At 44.9% G+C, this 18,631-nt stretch carries 13 protein-coding genes; 12 read left to right on the forward strand and 1 reads right to left on the reverse strand.

Annotated elements, in window-relative coordinates; all coding sequences use genetic code 11:
• Window positions 1–137 precede the first annotated feature (137 nt).
• The 11 genes from ACAW68_01510 (at window position 138) to ACAW68_01560 (ending at window position 14,386) form a co-directional block, all read left to right on the forward strand.
• The gene (locus ACAW68_01510) at window positions 138–2,600 is read left to right on the forward strand and encodes a KxYKxGKxW signal peptide domain-containing protein (GenBank protein ID XGA16280.1); all 2,463 of its coding nucleotides are present in this window, start codon (window positions 138–140) and stop codon (window positions 2,598–2,600) included.
• A gap of 229 nt (window positions 2,601–2,829) precedes the next feature.
• Window positions 2,830–4,005 carry an N-acetylglucosamine-6-phosphate deacetylase gene (gene nagA, locus ACAW68_01515; GenBank protein ID XGA16281.1) on the forward strand — a complete coding sequence of 392 codons (1,176 nt, stop codon included), beginning with the start codon at window positions 2,830–2,832 and terminating at the stop codon, window positions 4,003–4,005.
• A 1-nt stretch (window position 4,006) separates the two neighbouring features.
• On the forward strand, window positions 4,007–4,708 hold the full coding sequence (locus ACAW68_01520; GenBank protein XGA16282.1) for a GntR family transcriptional regulator: 702 nt from the start codon (window positions 4,007–4,009) through the stop codon (window positions 4,706–4,708).
• A 128-nt stretch (window positions 4,709–4,836) separates the two neighbouring features.
• On the forward strand, window positions 4,837–5,337 hold the full coding sequence (locus ACAW68_01525) for a DUF1097 domain-containing protein (GenBank protein ID XGA16283.1): 501 nt from the start codon (window positions 4,837–4,839) through the stop codon (window positions 5,335–5,337).
• Window positions 5,338–5,572: 235 nt separating this feature from the next.
• The gene (gene rpsD, locus ACAW68_01530) at window positions 5,573–6,184 is read left to right on the forward strand and encodes a 30S ribosomal protein S4 (protein XGA16284.1); all 612 of its coding nucleotides are present in this window, start codon (window positions 5,573–5,575) and stop codon (window positions 6,182–6,184) included.
• Between the two features lie 155 nt (window positions 6,185–6,339).
• Window positions 6,340–7,416 (forward strand): acyltransferase family protein, encoded by a 1,077-nt coding sequence (locus ACAW68_01535; GenBank protein XGA16285.1) that lies wholly within the window; start codon window positions 6,340–6,342, stop codon window positions 7,414–7,416.
• 428 nt (window positions 7,417–7,844) lie between these two features.
• Window positions 7,845–9,515 carry a helix-turn-helix domain-containing protein gene (locus ACAW68_01540; GenBank protein ID XGA16286.1) on the forward strand — a complete coding sequence of 557 codons (1,671 nt, stop codon included), beginning with the start codon at window positions 7,845–7,847 and terminating at the stop codon, window positions 9,513–9,515.
• A gap of 374 nt (window positions 9,516–9,889) precedes the next feature.
• Window positions 9,890–10,834 carry a Dyp-type peroxidase gene (locus tag ACAW68_01545; GenBank protein XGA16287.1) on the forward strand — a complete coding sequence of 315 codons (945 nt, stop codon included), beginning with the start codon at window positions 9,890–9,892 and terminating at the stop codon, window positions 10,832–10,834.
• Between the two features lie 483 nt (window positions 10,835–11,317).
• Entirely contained in the window at window positions 11,318–13,051 is a 1,734-nt protein-coding gene (locus ACAW68_01550; protein ID XGA16288.1) for a septation ring formation regulator EzrA, read from the forward strand.
• Window positions 13,052–13,114: 63 nt separating this feature from the next.
• Window positions 13,115–13,570, forward strand: a complete 456-nt coding sequence (locus tag ACAW68_01555) for a hypothetical protein (protein ID XGA16289.1) — start codon at window positions 13,115–13,117, stop codon at window positions 13,568–13,570.
• Window positions 13,571–13,672: 102 nt separating this feature from the next.
• The gene (locus ACAW68_01560; protein XGA16290.1) at window positions 13,673–14,386 is read left to right on the forward strand and encodes a thiamine phosphate synthase; all 714 of its coding nucleotides are present in this window, start codon (window positions 13,673–13,675) and stop codon (window positions 14,384–14,386) included.
• 67 nt (window positions 14,387–14,453) lie between these two features.
• On the opposite strand, the gene ACAW68_01565 is transcribed toward ACAW68_01560, so the two are convergent.
• Window positions 14,454–15,761, reverse strand: a complete 1,308-nt coding sequence (locus ACAW68_01565; protein XGA16291.1) for an NCS2 family permease — start codon at window positions 15,759–15,761, stop codon at window positions 14,454–14,456.
• 232 nt (window positions 15,762–15,993) lie between these two features.
• Between ACAW68_01565 and ACAW68_01570 the strand changes: the two genes are divergently transcribed.
• Entirely contained in the window at window positions 15,994–18,576 is a 2,583-nt protein-coding gene (locus ACAW68_01570) for a cation-translocating P-type ATPase (protein ID XGA16292.1), read from the forward strand.
• Window positions 18,577–18,631: the final 55 nt, after the last annotated feature.

The following is an 18,631-nucleotide window of genomic DNA, read 5'->3' on the forward strand; positions in this document are numbered from 1 at the left end:
AGGAATGGGTTCTTTTTTCCTTAAATATGTGAAAAAGCGGGAATTCTGCGTTATATTACTATATATACTTTTAGTAAGTGGGTCATATAGATTAAGCGAACAGAAATTATGCTCGTGGGGAAAAGGGGCGATTGGTTGTGTTTGGAAAGATGCAAAATCGTGGTGAACAAAACGTTCACTTTAAGATGTATAAGGATGGTAAGCGTTGGGTAACGCGTGGGCTTGCCTTAGGTGCTGTTAGTTTGATGGTAGTCGCACCAATTGCGACGACTAATTTGCAATTGACGCACGTTAAGGATGCAATTGCTGCGACGACTAAGCGTTCGTTGTCTCAAGCGGAAGCAACGCAAATTGATAAGTTACAAAATGTTATCGATAACTACCGTCACGTACAAGACATGACGGGAACTAGCGCTGTGTGGCAAGGTGATTTGGCGGGGGCCATCACTAAGGCAACTAACATGATTCAGACAATTAAGTCTGGTCATTACACACAAGCAAATGGTTCTTACAGTGACGGGATGCCTTTTGCTGACCAACAGGTTCAATTCCAAGTTGATCGTGTAGAAGACTATGCCCTTGCAATTGAAGTTGCTTACATTCGTGAGCACAATGCAGCTTGGTATGACAAGGTAAAGAATGGTGAAGTGTTCGCTGACATTCACACCGATTATTTGCCTGGCTACTCAGCTTTGGCAGATGATGGTTTTCCATGGATGAAGCACTATTTGTTGGAAATCGTTAACGGCTACTTGAATGAAACCGGGAAGACGACCGTTGGTGAAGCAGACAAGCCTGCAACGCCAGACAATCCTGCAACATCAGAGGCAGTCGACGAACCGGTTTACGTAGCGGAATCATCAGCGGTAGATTCAGCATTGTCAGTAACAGATTCAGGTTACTACGACAACACAGCGAAGACATCAACTGCGGTAGATGATGGCGTATCAGTATCTGGATCAGACTATTATGACAATACAGCTGTAACGTCATCAGCAGTCGACGAGCCAGTTTATGTTGCAGAGTCATCAGCAGTAGATTCAGCGTTGTCAGTAACTGACTCAGGTTACTACGACAACACAGCGAAGACATCAAGTGCAGTCGACGATGCGGTTTCAGTATCCGGATCGGACTATTACGATAATACAGCTGTAACGTCATCAGCAGTTGATGAACCAGTGTACGTCGCAGAGTCATCGGCAGTAGATTCAGCGTTGTCAGTAACAGATTCAGGTTACTACGACAATACAGCAAAGACATCAACTGCGGTAGATGATGGCGTATCAGTATCCGGCTCAGACTATTATGACAATACAGCGGCAACGTCATCCGCCGTGGACGAACCAATTTACGTAGCAGAATCATCAGCGGTAGATGCAGATCCTGTTTCAGTGACGGATTCAGATTACTATGACAATACAGCCGTAACGTCATCAGCAGTTGACGAGCCAGTGTACGTTGAACAATCATCAGCAGTAGATTCAGCGTTGTCAGTAACCGATTCAGGTTACTACGACAACACAGCAAAGACATCAAGTGCGGTAGACGATGCTGTATCAGTATCCGGTTCGGATTATTATGATAATACAGCCGTAACATCATCAGCAGTTGACGAGCCAGTTTATGTTGCGCAATCATCAGCAGTAGACTCAGCGTTGTCAGTAACTGACTCAGGTTACTATGACAACACAGCGAAGACATCAAGTGCAGTCGACGATGCGGTTTCAGTATCTGGATCAGACTATTATGACAATACAGCTGTAACGTCATCAGCAGTCGATGCAGATCCTGTATCAGTGACGGGTTCAGATTACTATGACAATACGGCCGTGACGTCATCAGCTGTTGACGAGCCAGTTTATGTTGCGCAATCATCATCAGTAGATTCAGCATTGTCAGTAACTGACTCAGGTTACTACGACAACACAGCGAAGACATCAACTGCGGTAGACGATGGCGTATCTGTTTCAGACTCAGATTATTACGACAATACAAACGCGTCATCATCAGCTGTGACTGTCGCCCCTGCAAATGTGGGCGAGACATCAGTTGCTACGTCATCAGTTGATTCAGATGATGTTGATGTTACGACAGTAGCTAATTCTTCAGATTCATTGGTGAACGTACCTGCATCAACGGTTGCTTCATCAAGCACTGTTTTGGGAAATGTTGTTAATTTGACATCTAATGCTATGACTAATGTGTCAACTAATAACGCAAGTGCGTCAGCAAACATGTCGAATGGTGTCGCTACAAGTAATGGACAAGCCACTGGCGTAGCTACAAACGGTGCGGGCAACGTATCTGCTCCTGCAAATGGATCAAATGCAGATAGGATTAGCGTTAAGGCTAATGCCACTGTTCAAAACACGACCCCTCAAGCGCTTAAGATGCTACATGCAAGTGATGATAAGCAATTCGATACGCTTGAGCGTTCACACGTCACGGAGACATTGTTGTCAGTGATTATTGCGATTATCGCTGCGTTGATGTACAAGTTCTTGCGTAATAACAAGCGCGACGAAGCAGATGATGTGTTAGCTGAAGAAGACGAACGCTTGTTCAGCGATGTTGCAAAGATTTCAAAAATTAAGAAGTAAGCGAGTCTGACGAAAGTCGCACATTTGCTTTCTAATAACGTCATATGCCAATTTAAGGGCATGTGGCGTTTTTTTGTGCAATCGGCAAAGACTCAAATAGGAAGAGTTTAGGTTTTGACTTTTAAAAACAAGCTAGACCGTGTAAACTTGTAAGCGATTAGAACATGATAGAGACGGTGGTTAACCGCCTGTACCAATTTAGTTTTTCTATAAACAAGGGGAGTTCATCATGAGTACAGTTTTGACACACGCAACTATCTATACCGGCGAGCAAGAAGTGCCAGTAATTAAGGATGCTTACATCCGTTTCGACAAGCAAATCGAAGCGATGGGACCAATGAGTGAATTGGTTGTGACATCAGCTGACAATGTCGTACGTGCGGATCGTAAGGTGATTGTTCCTGGTTTCATCGACGTACACACACACGGTGCGTACGGCTTTGATACGATGGACGGTGTCACAGAAGATATCATTAAGATGGTTCACGGCCAAATTTCAGAAGGAATTACGTCAGTCTTTCCAACGACGATGACGCAAGCTGTGGACAACATCTCAAAGTCAATGGAAGCCGTAAATGAAGCTGCCAAGCAAGAACCAGCAATCGTTGGTGTGCACTTGGAAGGCCCATTTATCAACCCGCACTTTAAGGGGGCGCAACCAGAGGAACACATCATTGCGCCAAGCATTGAATTGGTCAAGAAGTGGAACGAATTGTCAGGTAACCGCGTACGTTTGATTACGTACGCCCCAGAGCAAGCTGAAGACGTGCGTGCTTTTGAGGATTACCTGGCTGATAACAACATTATCGGCTCAATCGGTCACTCAAACGCCACCCGTGATTTCTTGCAACACAATTCAAAGGCAAGCCACATCACACACTTGTATAACGCACAACGTCCAATGTCACACCGCGAACCTGGTGTGACGGGACACGCCATGTTGGAAGATAACATCCGCACGGAATTGATTGTGGATGGCTTCCACGTTTACCCTGACATGGTTAACATGGCCTACAAGTTGAAGACGGCTAACCGTATTGATTTGATTACGGATTCAATGCGTGCCAAGGGACTTGGGGATGGTGAATCAGAGCTAGGTGGTCAAAAGGTTTGGGTGAAGGATAAGCAAGCCCGTCTTGAAGATGGCACTTTGGCTGGATCAGTGCTTGAGTTCGATGATGCTTTCCGCAATGTGATGGCCTTTACGGGTGCATCAATTGAAGAAGCAATTCAAATGGCGTCAGTTAACCAAGCGGTTGAGTTTGGTTTGACGAGCAAGGGAACGTTGACGATTGGCAAGGATGCGGATTTGAACGTATTTAGCGCAGATTTGACATCTTTGGAAGCAACTTATAGTTTGGGTCGTCACTTCTCAAAGGCTGACGCTCCGACTGCGGAGGACTAATATGGGCGCACCCGTATATATTCAAATTCACGATGAAATCAGTGAAGCTATTGAAGCTGGCCGTTGGGTACCAGGTGACAAGATTCCGGCTGAACGTGAGTTGGCTGAACAATTTGGCGTCTCACGCATGACGTTGCGTCAAGCAGTGATGATGCTAGTAGACGAAGGTGTTTTGGAACGGCGAGTTGGGTCAGGAACGTATGTTGCTGAACGCAAGGTGCAAGAACAGTTGAACGGCGTTACGTCATTCACTGAAATGATGGCAGCAGCTGGTAAAGTTGCAACATCACGTACGATTTCCTTCCATATCGGCAAGGCATCAAACTCTGAACAAGAGCAGCTACAACTAGGTGAAGATGGCCAGGTGCTTCGCATGGAGCGTGTTCGTTACGGTAATGATGAACCGATTGCGTTTGAAGTTGCCTCAATTCCAGCAACCTTGGTTGACGGATTGGCGCGTGAAAGCCTCACAAACTCACTGTATCGAACACTTTCTGAAGAACGTGGTCTAAAGATTGGCCGTGCGCAACAAACGGTGACGGCTGCGGCTGTTACGGAACGCATTTCTGAATATTTAGGCATTAAACGAGGCGATCCGGTCTTGGTCATGCGACAAATTACGTTTGACACAAACGATCGCCCATTCGAGTACGTTCGTACCCAATATGTTGGGTCTCGTTTCGAATTCTTTTTGGAAAAATAATCACAAGCAAAACGCCTACATGTAGGCGTTTTTTAGCTAAAAACGTTTTTTGTGCACAATCTCTGAAAGCGTGTATAATTACTTACCGTTAGTAATTATTATTCATTGTTTGCGTAGGAGATAGAGAAATGCATAAGTTAAATCCAACAATTGCTTTGGCATTGTTTGTGGCGACCATTCCATCCCTTTGGGCGGTTGCAGCACCGTTTGTTGGTGTGACGGTTGGAGCTGCTGCCTTGATTACAGGTGGGTTCTTTGTGGCGTCAGGTAACGATCCTAAGAACAAGTGGCGTGAGCTATTTGGTATGTGGCTTGGAATTCCTTGGGGAATGATGGCCGTGACGTTCCCAGGATTGACAGGCTGGCCTAAGACAACGCTATTTGTGACCTTGTTCGTCCTAGGTGCATTAGCCGTTTTGATTTCTGGTATGCCAGGCATTCGTAACTGGGTTGATACGGCAGCTTGGTTGACTGGTTGGGCAATTTCAATCATTATTTTGAGCTTGAACGGTGGACCTGCTAAGTTTGGTACGATGCCATTGCAAATTGCTGGTGCGATGCTGGCTGGTATTTTCATCGTTGGCGTTTTGGGCCGTGTCATCGTTGATGCGCTTTCAAAGCAAAACTAAAGAGATAAAGTTAGGAAGAACGCTTGTAGTTGTTCTTCCTTTTTGTTAAACTAATTGAAGTGTTGAAAACTGCAGCGGATTGTCCGCAAGCTCGTCAACAATTCACCGACCCGTTTCAATTATGGCGGAGAACACACTAGTACCCGCGCTGCAGCGGTGAAAGTTTGGGTGAATTGCACGAATGTGAGGCAATTCTCTAGAATTCAACAAAAATAAATTCTGGAGGACATTTAATATGTCACGTTATACTGGACCTAAGTTCCGTGTTTCACGTCGTTTGGGTGTTTCTTTGTCAGGTACTGGTAAGGAAATTGCTCGTCGTAACTACGCCCCTGGAGATCACGGTGCCGGCCGCCGCGCAAAGATTTCTGATTACGGTATGCAATTGGCTGAAAAGCAAAAGGTACGTTTCACGTACGGTTTGACTGAGCGCCAATTCCACAACTTGTTTAACAAGGCTGGTAAGATCCGTAAGGGTACGCACGGTGAAAACTTCATCGTATTGTTGGAGCGTCGTTTGGACAACATTGTTTACCGTTTGGGCTTGGCTTCAACGCGTCAACAAGCACGTCAATTGGTTAACCACGGCCACATCTTGGTTGATGGTAAGCGTGTTGACATTCCTTCATACGAAGTTACTGTAGGTCAAGAGATCTCAGTTCGTGAGAAGTCACAAAAGAACGTTTACATCCAAGCTTCATTGGAAGCTACGGCTGGAACGTTGCCATTCGTTGAGTTCAACAAGGACGAGATGAAGGGTTCATTGGTTCGCTTGCCAGAGCGTTCAGAATTGGACCACGATTACAACGAAAACCTTATCGTTGAATACTACAACAAGTTGGGATAATTTTATTATTCGTACTTGTTGTACAACAAAGAAGCACGAAACGCCTATGTTTCGTGCTTTTTTTGTGGAATTCTCAAGGTTCAAAAAAAGGAAACAATTTGAATTGCGCCAGATGGTACAATTAATTTTATCCAAAACTTGGGAGTTAAAAAAATATGGAAAAATCTGTCGCGAAAAAGAAGCGTGTTGGCTGGCTTGATTACGGAAAGGGAATCCTAATTTTAAGCGTTGTCCTCGTTCACACGATTGGTTCGCTCTATAAAACAGGGCAATTTCCAGCAGCTGCTATGGGGCTGGAGATGTCGCAACGTGTCCTGTTTATGTTTGTTATGCCGGTGTTTTTTGCCATTTCGGGGTACTTGTTCAAACCTTCGACTGACTGGCGTCAATACATAACGGGGTTGGGAAAGAAGTTGGTGATGCTGGGCGTACCGTATGTTGTCTTTTCGGTTGTCTATGTCATCCTGCAAAATCTATCATCATCTACAGTGCATGATCGATACGCAATTAGTGATTTGTTGTACATCGGCATCAATCCAGTAGGGTATTTATGGTACTTGTACGTCTACTTCTTTATCTTGGTGCTCTTCGGTGCGTTGACTTTGGTCATTAAGCGTAAAGGCGTGCTGGTCGCCGTCTATGCGGTCCTGTTTGCATTGGCAATTTTGGGATACTTGCCAACGTTATATGCGATTAACCAAACGGTACTTTGGGGCGCAACGTTCTTAGTTGGTTACTTACTACGTTCAAAGTTGCAGCGTGGCCAGATGGCTGTGTTGGGTAGTGTGTCATTGGGACTGATTGTCGCTTTGTGGATTTTGCAAGGGGCGTCAACTTGGTTTTACGACACGAACTTCATTACACCGGCTAACTTTGCGATGAAGCTTTTGACGATTCCGGTCTTCTTCGCGATTTTTATGTGGCTTGGTGAAATGACGGATAAAGTTTCAAATGTGGTGCGTTACTTTGGTAAGATTTCGCTTATCATTTATTTGATTCACCCACCGGTTGTATCAATTGCCCGTATTGTTGTGATGAAGGTGCTAGGCAACAATTTGTTGATCGACTTAGTACTTGTCTTTGTGGTTGCGATGGCAGTAAGCTTGTTTGGTGAGTGGCTCTCAAAGAAGTTGAAGCTAGTGGCGTTTATCTTTTATCCAACACGGTTCCTGCCAACGGGAATGGGATTAAACGTATTGGCAATGATTAAGCGTCGTTTCTCTGCTGAATAATAACTTACTTAAAATGGACTTGGTAATTTATACCGGGTCCATTTTTTTGATGGCGTAGTTCGTTTTAATGGTACTGACTAGCAATGTTTGGTTAAATAGTAAGTGGACTATATTAATTAACGGGAATAACCATTTATAAAGACGTTTAGTCGTTATAATTAGTGGGGTTGTTAGCCCATTAACCTCAATCTTTATTACTAATATTGGGTTAACAACTTCCTGTGGGCCGGTTTAAAACGAATGCGTTTTAAACCGTTTTTTTAGGTTTTAGAGAGTAGTATTTTAGAGGAGTAAGGCTAACAATGTTAAGGACAATTGGTCAGGTGATTAATGAAGTTAGACGGGAAAAACGAGTCTCTTTGGCAGAAATTGTGGCATTGGGCATCAGTAAGTCGCGTTATTATCCCTTCATAGAAGGTGAAATTGATATGAGCATGATTGATATGATGTCAATCATGGACGCGTTAACGATTTCATTCAGTGAACTAGGGATGTTAACAGGCAAGTCGCGCTTTCAAGATATTTCGATTCGTTGGTTAATGAACGCAGACATTAACGAACTAATCCAACGAGCACAAGGCATTGATGACCAAGATACGGACTTCCGTAAAATGTTGTTTCAAGCGGTTGTTGCGTTGCGTAAGGGTGAATCAATGCAGGAAGCGTCCACACAAATTTATGAGCGTTTGGCAACGATTGATATCTTTACCTTGATTGATATTGTTGCATTTGCAGTTATTGCACCGGAATTAACGGCGGGACAGTTTAAACGATTGTATTTGTGCTATGCGCGAAGCATGTCGAATTTTCAAAACTATTTAACGAATGACATGTATGATGCGGTGCTGACGATTCATTTAGCAGCTGTCGATAAGTTGCTGGTGCAACCGGAAAACCGTAGTTATAACAATTCGATGTTTGTGATTGAAACAATCTTGAATCAATACGCAGAACCACAATTCATGGAACTGCGAATTTTACAACAAATGATGCAGTTGTTCAAAACAACGGTTGAGGGGTTGTTATACACAACGACGAGTCGCATGACAATTTTATTGCTAGCCGTGAAGAATCAACATGTCGAGATCGTCAAAACGCGTTTGATATCAGTTGACTTACTGGCGTTGTGGAATGAATTTCAAGTATCGACCGCTAGTTTTTGGACAAAGCGTCATGAGCACGATCCGTTTCCGCGTTTTTCAACCTTGCCACCAGAAGAAATGTTCGAACACTTCGGTGATGTTTTACGTCGCATTATGAAGCAAAAGCATATCACGCCGGGGATGGCGGTCGATGCTGGTATCTCAACGTATAAGTTGTATCGCACCTATAATGAAACGCATTATCTGGAGTTGGAAGAGCTAATTACGTTGATGCGCCTGGTCGACTTGATGCCGAGTGACATCGATGCCGTGATGCGTCGCCGTGTGATTAATGTGACGAACTCAACCTGGCATCAATATAATTGGCAACATGTTAATCCGCTGGGCTATGATGCTATGGCACGCTCGATGGCAAATTTGTACGAAGAAACTCATCTCCGTAAAGATTTAGAGGCTTACTTTGAATTCAAATCGTTGGATGGATTGTTCGTTCGTCACAATTGGTTGCAGAGTAATGATGCCAATGAGTTGAGCAAAGAAATCGGTAACGAATTAATGAGCATGGAAAGTTGGCATGTTGCTGAGTTCAGAGTAATGCGCTATGCCTTGCTTCATGTCGATACTGAAGCAGGTGTTGAAATGTGGTCGCGTTCGATTCGCAAAGCCTTAAATGAGATGGATCAACAATACATTCAACACAATGCGGTCTTGGATATCTATGAGTGGGCGATTTTACGGGCGATGCTGTTGCGCAATAAAGAACTGGCGAAGTCGTTGCTTAAGGCATCACGCGTCATCAATAATAATCCGGCGGATGTGCCATTGTTTGGTCGAGGTCAGCGTCGGTTGTTCGAACTGTATGAAGAACTGATTGATGAAGTGCCGACAGCACGCCGTCAATTACAAGAACACTTGTCAGATTTTGTCATCCTATCCGGAGATAGTAAATTTACGGATGCCTATCAAAAAATCTTACGTCCTTACTGGGAAAAGTGACGTCCGAAAAATGGGCATCTTTATGATGACGAATATCTGATGGTGCAAGTATCGGGAAGTTTTATTTAGCTGGGTAATAAATTTGTATGATTGAGAGTAGAGTTGAAACCCCATTCAACTCTAAGCTGTGAACATGAGTCGCGGCTGGCACTATGGCGCTAACAAGCCTAACCTGTTTCCCACCGCGTCATGGTGCCCCCTTAACTTTCCGTCCGTGAAAACAGCTATTCACGGAAAACCGGGTTATCCCCCGGATACATAACCGGACACCGCAATTTTGCGGTGTTTTTTTGTATAGAAGTGTTAGAAACAGTAATCAACACGCGACCGGACTATAATGAATTCAAAACGATATGATTTCGGGGGGTAGTATCATGCCAGTAACACCAACTAAGGCACAAGATGTATGGAAAGACGTAGGAAAGAATGTTTCTTTCGTCGTATTGAAATTAAAGCGCGAGAATTTGGCAGCAGACCAAGAAGCGATTGCTGAGTTTGCTGATCGATCACAAGCGATTGAACGCTCAATGATGATTCGCGCCGCTGATGCAAATTTGAAGGTATCGATTGGTTTTAGTCGAACGGCATGGGATTATTTGTTTCCAAATGCCGCGGTGCCAAAGCAATTAGAAACCTACACAACATTGACGGGACCAGAATATAGTATGCCAGCATCAGAGGGTGACATTTTCTTGCACGTCCGCGCAGGTGATGAAGCGGTTGTGTACGAAGTTGTCCGTCAGTTCATGGTCTTCCTTGAGCCGATTGCCACGGTGTTTGATGAGACGAAGGGCTTCCGTTATTTTGAAGGACGCGCCATCATCGGCTTTATTGATGGCACTGAAGCGCCGGCTGAATTTGACGCCGCCGACTATGCGCTGGTAGGGGAGGAGGACCCAGAGTATATTAATGGGTCATACGCCTTTGCTCAAAAGTGGCTCCATGACATGGACTTCTGGGGCAAGATGAAAACAGAAGAACAAGAAAAAGCGGTTGGTCGTCATAAATTTGATGACTTGGAATTAGATGACGGGGAAAAGTTCCACAATGCGCACAACGTTGCCGCGAAAATCGAAGTTGATGGCGAAGAACAGAAAATTGTCCGGATGAACGTGCCGTTTTCTGATCCAGCAACTGGCAAAACGGGGACGTACTTTATTGGTTATTCACGTTATTGGTCAGTTACAAAGGCGATGTTGCAACAAATGGTAGATATGTCAGACTTCTTGTTGACGTTCTCAACCATCCAATCAGGTCAATTATTCTTCATTCCATCGCGTGATACACTGGGCGAAATCGCAGATGGGGCGCTGTTTTAGACGTTAAATCAAAGCACTGACGATTGTCAGTGCTTTATTTTTTATCAACTCTTTTAAAGAATACTGACCTTTTGTTCCCCACTGAAATCAACATCTGTGGATAACTTGTTGATAAGTTTGTGGACGTACTGTGGAAACTCTGTGGAAAACTATCCTAATCGTTTTCATTGAATTCTCATTTTCCAACAAAACTATCCACAGGTTATCCACAAGCAAACGACATCTTCATTTTTATCCTGTGGATAATGTGGAAAACTTTCAGTGGTTAATGATGTCTTTTTTGTGGAAAATGTCATGAGATATATAATTGCCCGCAAATAATCTGTAAACGCGTTTAAAAAAGGTTAAAGAACGCCAAGTAAAACCTAAGTCAGGGCAAAAAAAGCGGTTGTAAAACCGCTGGCGTGATACTCTAATATGTAGATAATTCCCGAATAGTAAGGAGCTTGGTGACGATTAGGCGTCGCCAAAGGTAGGTAGAGTATGACACAGATTGGACATATCGTAATTGGCTTGATAGTTGTCGTAGCGGCCATTTACTTGATTATCTTTGTCTCTCAACGATTGACTGCACGCAAGGTAGCTAAGTTGCTTCAGAAGAAGGAACAGTTAGCTGAAATTCCAATGCGTGATCGCTTAGTGAAAGGACGTCAATTGAGTTTGACAGGTCAATCACTCAAGCAATTCCAATTGTTAGAGAACAAGTACGGCACACTTGAAACGCAAGGCTTTAATGAAATTGAAAACCAAGCCAACAGTGTTCTATTCGAATCACAAGGTTTGAACTTCGTGAAGACGGCACAAGAATTGAAGCAATTGCAACAATTAATTCGTGATGCTGAAATGACGATTGATGTTGTTAATCAAGGTTTGTCTGATTTGGAAAAGTTGGACGAAGCACACAAGGCAGCTGTTAAGGAACTTGAAGTTAAGTATCAAGACCTACGTAAGACGTTGCTGTCACAAAACTTCAGCTTCGGTCCAGCGATTGATAAGTTGGAAGAAATTTTGGGATCATTGGAAGATGATTTCGCTGAGTTTGCCCGTTTGACGGAAGCCGGGGACCATGCAACGGCCGCTGGTATTTACGAGACGTTGGGGATGGAAACGAACCAACTTGAACAACGCATTGAACAAATTCCAGGTCTATTTAAGTCTTTGGATGATACATTGCCAGGACAATTAGCAGAATTGCATGAAGCGTATGACAAGATGGCTGCTGAAGGATTCAAGTTCGAAACGGATATTCCAGAAGAGCTTGAAGAACTTGAAACGCAACGCACAAACGCATTGGACTTGTTGGCTGACTTAACGTTGAAGCAAGTTGCTGAGACGATTGCGCAAATGGAAGCCCGTACAGAAGTGTTGTACGAAACGTTTGAAAAGGAAGCCAGTTCAGCCCAAGAAGTTTGGGAGAACAATGAGCAATTGACGGCTTACGTTGTTCACAACAAGCGTCAAAACCACGAGTTGTACATTGAGTTGGATCGCTTGAATCAAGATTTCGTCTTTACAAAGGATGAAGTTGGTCAAGTACGTAGTTGGGAAATCCAGCTATCGAATGTTTCAGTTAGTTTGGAAGATTTGAAGGCATCGATTTCACAACACGAAGTTGTCTTCTCAAACTTGCTTGAAACGCAACATGGTTTGCGCGAAGAGCTTGAGCGTATCGAAAAGGAACAAGTTTCAATGTGGGAAGGCTTGAAGGAGCTACCACAATTGGTGCAACAATCACGTAACCGCGTGACGTTGTTGTCCGACAAGTTGCGTCAAATTCAACGCGCTGTTGAGCGTCAAGGTTTGCCTGGCTTGCCAGACACGTACATGAGCTTCTTCTACGCTGTGAATGATGAATTGGGGCGTTTGAAGCAACAACTTGGCTTGTCACGTATTAATGTTGATGATGTTTTGCGTCAACTAAGTATCGTGACGGCTGACTTGGATACGTTGCAAGAAAACACGGATGCGCTGATTGAGGCTGCGTCGGTAACGGAGCGTTTGGTGCGTAAGGCGTTGTCATATCGCGATAACGCAGATGTGGTTCAAGCCACGCAACAAGCTCGTTACTACTATGAAACTGACTTTGACTACACGCGTGCGATGAACACGTTGGGCGCGGTCATTGATCAACAAGAACAAGGTGCGACGGCTCGCCTTGTTAATGCATACCGCCAAGAGCAAGCAACTTTGCAAGCGGAATTTGCAGAACAACAATAGTCCAATCTAAACGGTCATCTGATGTGTTATCGGATGGCCGTTTTTTGAAAAAAGAGGTGTGAGATGATAATGATTTTGAATTGGGTGTTGCCGATTGTGTATGTGGGGTATACAGTTTGGCGCCAATGGCAACCGCGTCTAATGGAAACAACCTATAAGTTAGATGGATTGGTTTTAGCGATTGGCTTAATAATTGCCGGGACGGCTATCCAAACCGACTGGGTGAATACGAATGCTGCCGGCTGGTTAATTGTGGGTTTGATAGCAGTGGTATCGATTGGCGTGCTGTCGATTGCGCGAACGCTGTCTGAAGAAATGTGGGTGACCGAAGAGGGTGAGGTCGCACACCATGCAACGGTTGGTACAGTGGTGTTTTGGATAGCGTCAATCTTGTTAAACGTCGAGAGTGATCAGCTAGTTACTCACAGCGGTGCGTTTTCTGTGTTGTACCTCGCTCTGGCAGCAATTCTACAAACGAAGTTAACCGAGTGGCGCGCAAGGACTAAACAAGTGAAGTGATTAGGAACGGATCGTTGCAAAACGGTCCTTTTTCTTTGTCGCGTTTCTGCAAAAACTTTATACTTACAAAAGTAAAGAATAACGGATTTTCGGAGGTGTATCATGACATTTAAGGCAGAACAATTAGCAAGTACATTGGTGATTGGATCACAATATGTGGACGATGTTGCTGGCTTCGTTGCACAAGCAGTTAAGGCTGGCGTTTCAATGGTAATTTTGGACGAAGCGCAATTGACTGGGGTGGAAAAGCAAAATTTGGCTGAGTACATTCGTGATGTAACGCGTGCTGCAGATGTTGCCTTCATGATCGCTGACGACGTTGCTCTTGCAGCTGCAGTTGAGGCTGATGGTGTTTACGTAAGTGACCGTCACCAAGTAAATGACTTGACGGCTCAAGCGCAAGCGGCTGGTTTGTACACGGGTGTTTCAATTAACAACCGTACTGAGTTGTTGGAAGAAGAGCCAGCTGGATTGGCCTTCTATAGCGTTAGCCCAGTTTACCCAAGCCGTCACGTGACGGAAGAAGCACCAATTGAGCACTTGGCTGGTTTGACAACGGTTGTTCAAAACAGTGATTTGCCAGTTGTTGCAATGGGTGGTATCACAGTTGCTCGCTTGAAGGACATTGTCCGCATGGGTGTTTACGGTGCTGCGGCTATCGACGCATTCGTTGACGCAGATGATTTGGTCGCAGCGGTTGCCGCATTTAACGATACGTTTGCGGGGATGACGGTGGACCAAGCGTTGGGTAACACACGCTATGGTTTGGCCATCCCAGGCAAGCACACCAACGCCGTTCAAGGTGAACTACACTAATAACTGATATACTAAAACGCCCCCAGATGAGAACTGAACTCATCTGGGGGCGTTATTTTTATAAAATTTAGTGAGCGACGATGAATAGGAACAACATGAAGATGAATGCTAGGGCATACATCAATGGGTGAACCTTACCAGCGCGCTTTGTTGCGATCATCATGATTGGGTACAAGATGAATCCCAATGCAATACCGTCAGAAATTGAGTACGTCAATGGCATACCAATGACAATCAAGAATGAAGGGGCTGCGATTGCGAAATCATCCCAATCGATGTTACGCAAGTTTTCGGCCATCAACACACCAACAACAACCAAAGCTGGGGCTGTTACTTGTGAGGTTACCACCGTCAAAAGTGGTGAGAACATCAAAGCGAAGATGAACAAGATACCTGTTGTGATTGATGTCAAACCTGAACGACCACCAACGGCCATACCTGATGAAGACTCAACGTAGGCTGAAGTAGGTGAAGTTCCAAGAATGGCACCTGCCGTCATACCAACGGCATCGGCCATCAAAGCACGACCAGCGCGTGGCATCTTGCCGTCCTTCATGAAACCAGCTTGGGTTGCCAAACCGATCATCGTACCAGCAGTGTCAAAGAATGTCACAATCAAGAACGTCAAAACAACCGTCCACAATTGGAATGTGTTGATGTCCGTGATGTGTGAGATTGATTCACCGAACGTTGGCGCCAATGAAGGTGCAGCTGAAACAATGTGCGTTGGCAAGTCAATCAAACCTGAGATGATTCCCACGATTGCCGTTAGCACCATACCAATAAAGATAGCGGCTGGGACGCGTGTGGCAATCAAGATGAACGTCACAATAATTCCGAAGATTGCAAGCAATGATGTACCTGACGTCAAGTGACCAAGTGAGACCATTGTTGATTCGTTGGCAACGATCAAACCAGCGTTAGCCAATCCGATGAAAGCAATGAACAAACCAATACCAGCTGCAATGGCAACCTTCAAGTCTTGTGGAATCATGTTGATGATGGTTTCACGAATCTTGAAGAATGTTAGCAACAAGAAGATGATGGCAGCAATCAAAACACCAGCCATCGCAGTTTGCCAAGGCACCTTCATACCGATTACAACAGAGTAAGCGAAGAAGGCGTTTACACCAAGCCCAGGTGCGATAGCGATTGGGTAACGGGCAACTAATCCCATGAAGATTGTTGCGATAGCAGCGGCAACACCAGTAGCAGTGAAGACAGCGCCCTTGTCCATCCCAGCGGCTCCCAAAACCGTTGGGTTAACGAACAAAATGTAGGCCATTGAGACAAAAGTCGTCAATCCGGCAATTAGCTCAGTACGGAAGTTCGTTCCGAGTTCGCCAAAACGGAAATATTTTGCAACAGAGTTCATCTGTATCTCCTCAAATAGATAGAATAAAATAAGTTCTTTCGTAACAATTTCATAGTTTAGGCGATGAAACGTTCGTTGTCAACGAAAATCACGAACGAATGACTAAAGGTAAGTTAAAACTTGCGTAAAATACGAACGTTTTCAAAATTTGAGCACATTATTAGGCCTAGGTAACGGAAATTGTTAAAATGTAACTGAGAAGAGATATGCCGACGAAGAGGAGGACCGACATATGATATACCAGGAGATGTTAACGCAAGTCATTGAAAAGATGCGTGTTCAACCCGATGCGGGGTTAACCGACGCTCAAGTTCAAGAGGCGCGTCAAAAATATGGGGATAACCGGTTTGTAGAGCCGCCAAAGGAGGGGCTATTCAAGAAGGTTATTCGGAGTTTGAGTGATATTACAACAATCATTTTGATTATTGCAGCGGTCATTTCATTGGTGACAACTGTTATTCAAGGGCACGGCGATTACTTTGAGAGTTTCTTGATTATTGCTATTGTTGTCATTAATTCTGTCTTGTCGATTGTACAAGAGGGACGTGCTGAAAAGGCTTTGGATTCATTGAAGGGCTTAGAGCGCGAAGAAGCCAAGGTTCGTCGTAATGGCGAAACGTTATTTGTACCAATGACGGATGTTGTTGTTGGGGATGTTTTGGTCCTTGAAAATGGGGTGAAGATTCCAGCCGATGCGCGTTTGCTTAAGACATCTGATTTACGTGTCGAAGAATCTGCGTTGACTGGTGAAAGCCAACCAATTGAAAAGGACGAAGATTTTATTACCGGTGAGAGCGTGCCATTGGGTGATCGCTTAAACATGGTTTACCGTGGGACAACCATTGTTAATGGGCGAGCCGAAGCGGTTGTTGTGGCAACGGGTATGGAAACCGAAATGGGTAAGATTGCCGGTTTGCTTGGCGCTGAAGAGCGTGAAATGACACCAATGCAAAAGCGTTTGGCCCAATTGGGTCGTCAATTGACGGTTGTAGCCATTGTCGCAGCATTGATTGTCTTGGTGTTGGGTATCATGCAAGGTGACCCAATCATGGAGTTGTTCATGACAGCCGTGTCATTGGCCGTTGCTGTGGTTCCTGAGACACTGATGGTTATCGTTACGATTACGTTGGCGCTGGGTGTGCAACGAATGGCTGCCCGCCATGCGATTGTGCGTCGTTTGCCAGCGGTTGAAACGTTGGGATCAGCGAGTGTGATTGCATCAGATAAGACAGGAACATTGACGCAAAACAAGATGACGGCGCGTCAAGTTTGGGATGCGACCAAAGATGAGGTTGTGCCAGTTGACCAAGTTGATACCGTGCCGGATGCGCTTCGCTTTGGTGCATTATCAACTAATGTGACGGTGCAAGATGGTCAACTAAGTGGTTTGCCAACAGAAATTGCACTGGTAGCGGGTATTGGTGGTGTGGATGATTATCGTGCTTTGCAAGCTGAGTATCCGAAGGTTTATGAAATTCCATTCAACTCAACTCGTAAGCGCATGACCACGGTGCACAAGGTAGCGGAGGGTTACTTGGCGATTACCAAGGGTGCTTTCGATGTCTTACTGCCAAAGTTACCAGCGGATGTTCAAAGTCGTGCAACGGAAATTAACCAACAATTTGGCGATCAAGCATTGCGTGTGATTACGGTTGCGATGACTAAGTTGGCAACGATTTCGGCAGAACCAACGGCCGAAGAATTGGAGCAAAACCTACAGTTGCTCGGACTGGTTGGTATTATTGATCCGCCACGTCCAGAGTCAGCACAAGCCGTTGCGGAAGCCCGTGCGGCTGGTATTAAGACGGTAATGATTACTGGTGACCACGTGGCGACAGCAAGTGCAATTGCCCGTGAAATTGGTATTTTGTTGCCGACGGATAAGGCGTTGACGGGTGCTGAATTGCACGCTATGTCAGATGAGCAGTTGGATGCAACTGTTCAAGACTATGCCGTCTATGCCCGTGTTACGCCTGAAGACAAGATTCGAATTGTTAAGGCCTGGCAGAAGCGCGGTGATGTGGTGGCGATGACTGGTGATGGTGTGAACGATGCGCCAGCCTTGAACGCTGCTAATGCCGGGATTGCCATGGGACAAACCGGAACTGATGTTGCCCGTGAGGCGGCTGATATTGTTTTGACTGACGATAACTTCGCAACAATCGTGCATGCGGTCGAGGAAGGCCGTGGCATTTACGGCAACATCCGAAAGACGATTAACTTCCTGATGAGTGCCAACATGTCAGAAATTATCGTGATTGTCATGGCGATGATCTTCGGCTGGGGTAGTCCGTTTATGGCTGCCCAGTTGTTGTTCATTAACTTGGTATCTGATGGTTTGCCAGGATTCGCTTTGGCTAAGGAGCCAGCACACGGTGATGTGATGACTGAGAAGCCAATTAACCCGAAGGCCAGCGTATTTGCGCACGGATTGGGTATTCGCATTGCGTTTAATGCCATCTTGTTCGCTGTGATTACGCTGTTGGCCCAAGGTTACGGTGTTTGGACGGGCGATGTTGAAGCCGGACACACAATGGCATTCGTTGTATTGTCGATGACGTCAATCTTGCACGTCTTTAACATCCGTAGTGAAAAGTCGATGTTCCGCATCAAGTTTTCAGCAAATCGTAGTTTGGTGATGATGGCCATCTTGGCTGCGGTCTTGAGTTTGTTGGTTGTGACAGTACCAGTGACGCAAGAGATTTTCCACTTCCACGCCTTGACGACTGGACAATGGATTATCACCGCAATCTTGTCAGTGATTCCGAATATTGCATGGGAAATCATTAAGATCGTCAACCGTAATAATCACTAATGTAAAAGCGATATACTTCGGTGTATCGCTTTTTTTTATGCACAAAATGTAATGA

This window comes from Weissella confusa (assembly GCA_041871065.1).
Classification (GTDB): Bacteria; Bacillota; Bacilli; order Lactobacillales; family Lactobacillaceae; genus Weissella; species Weissella confusa_A.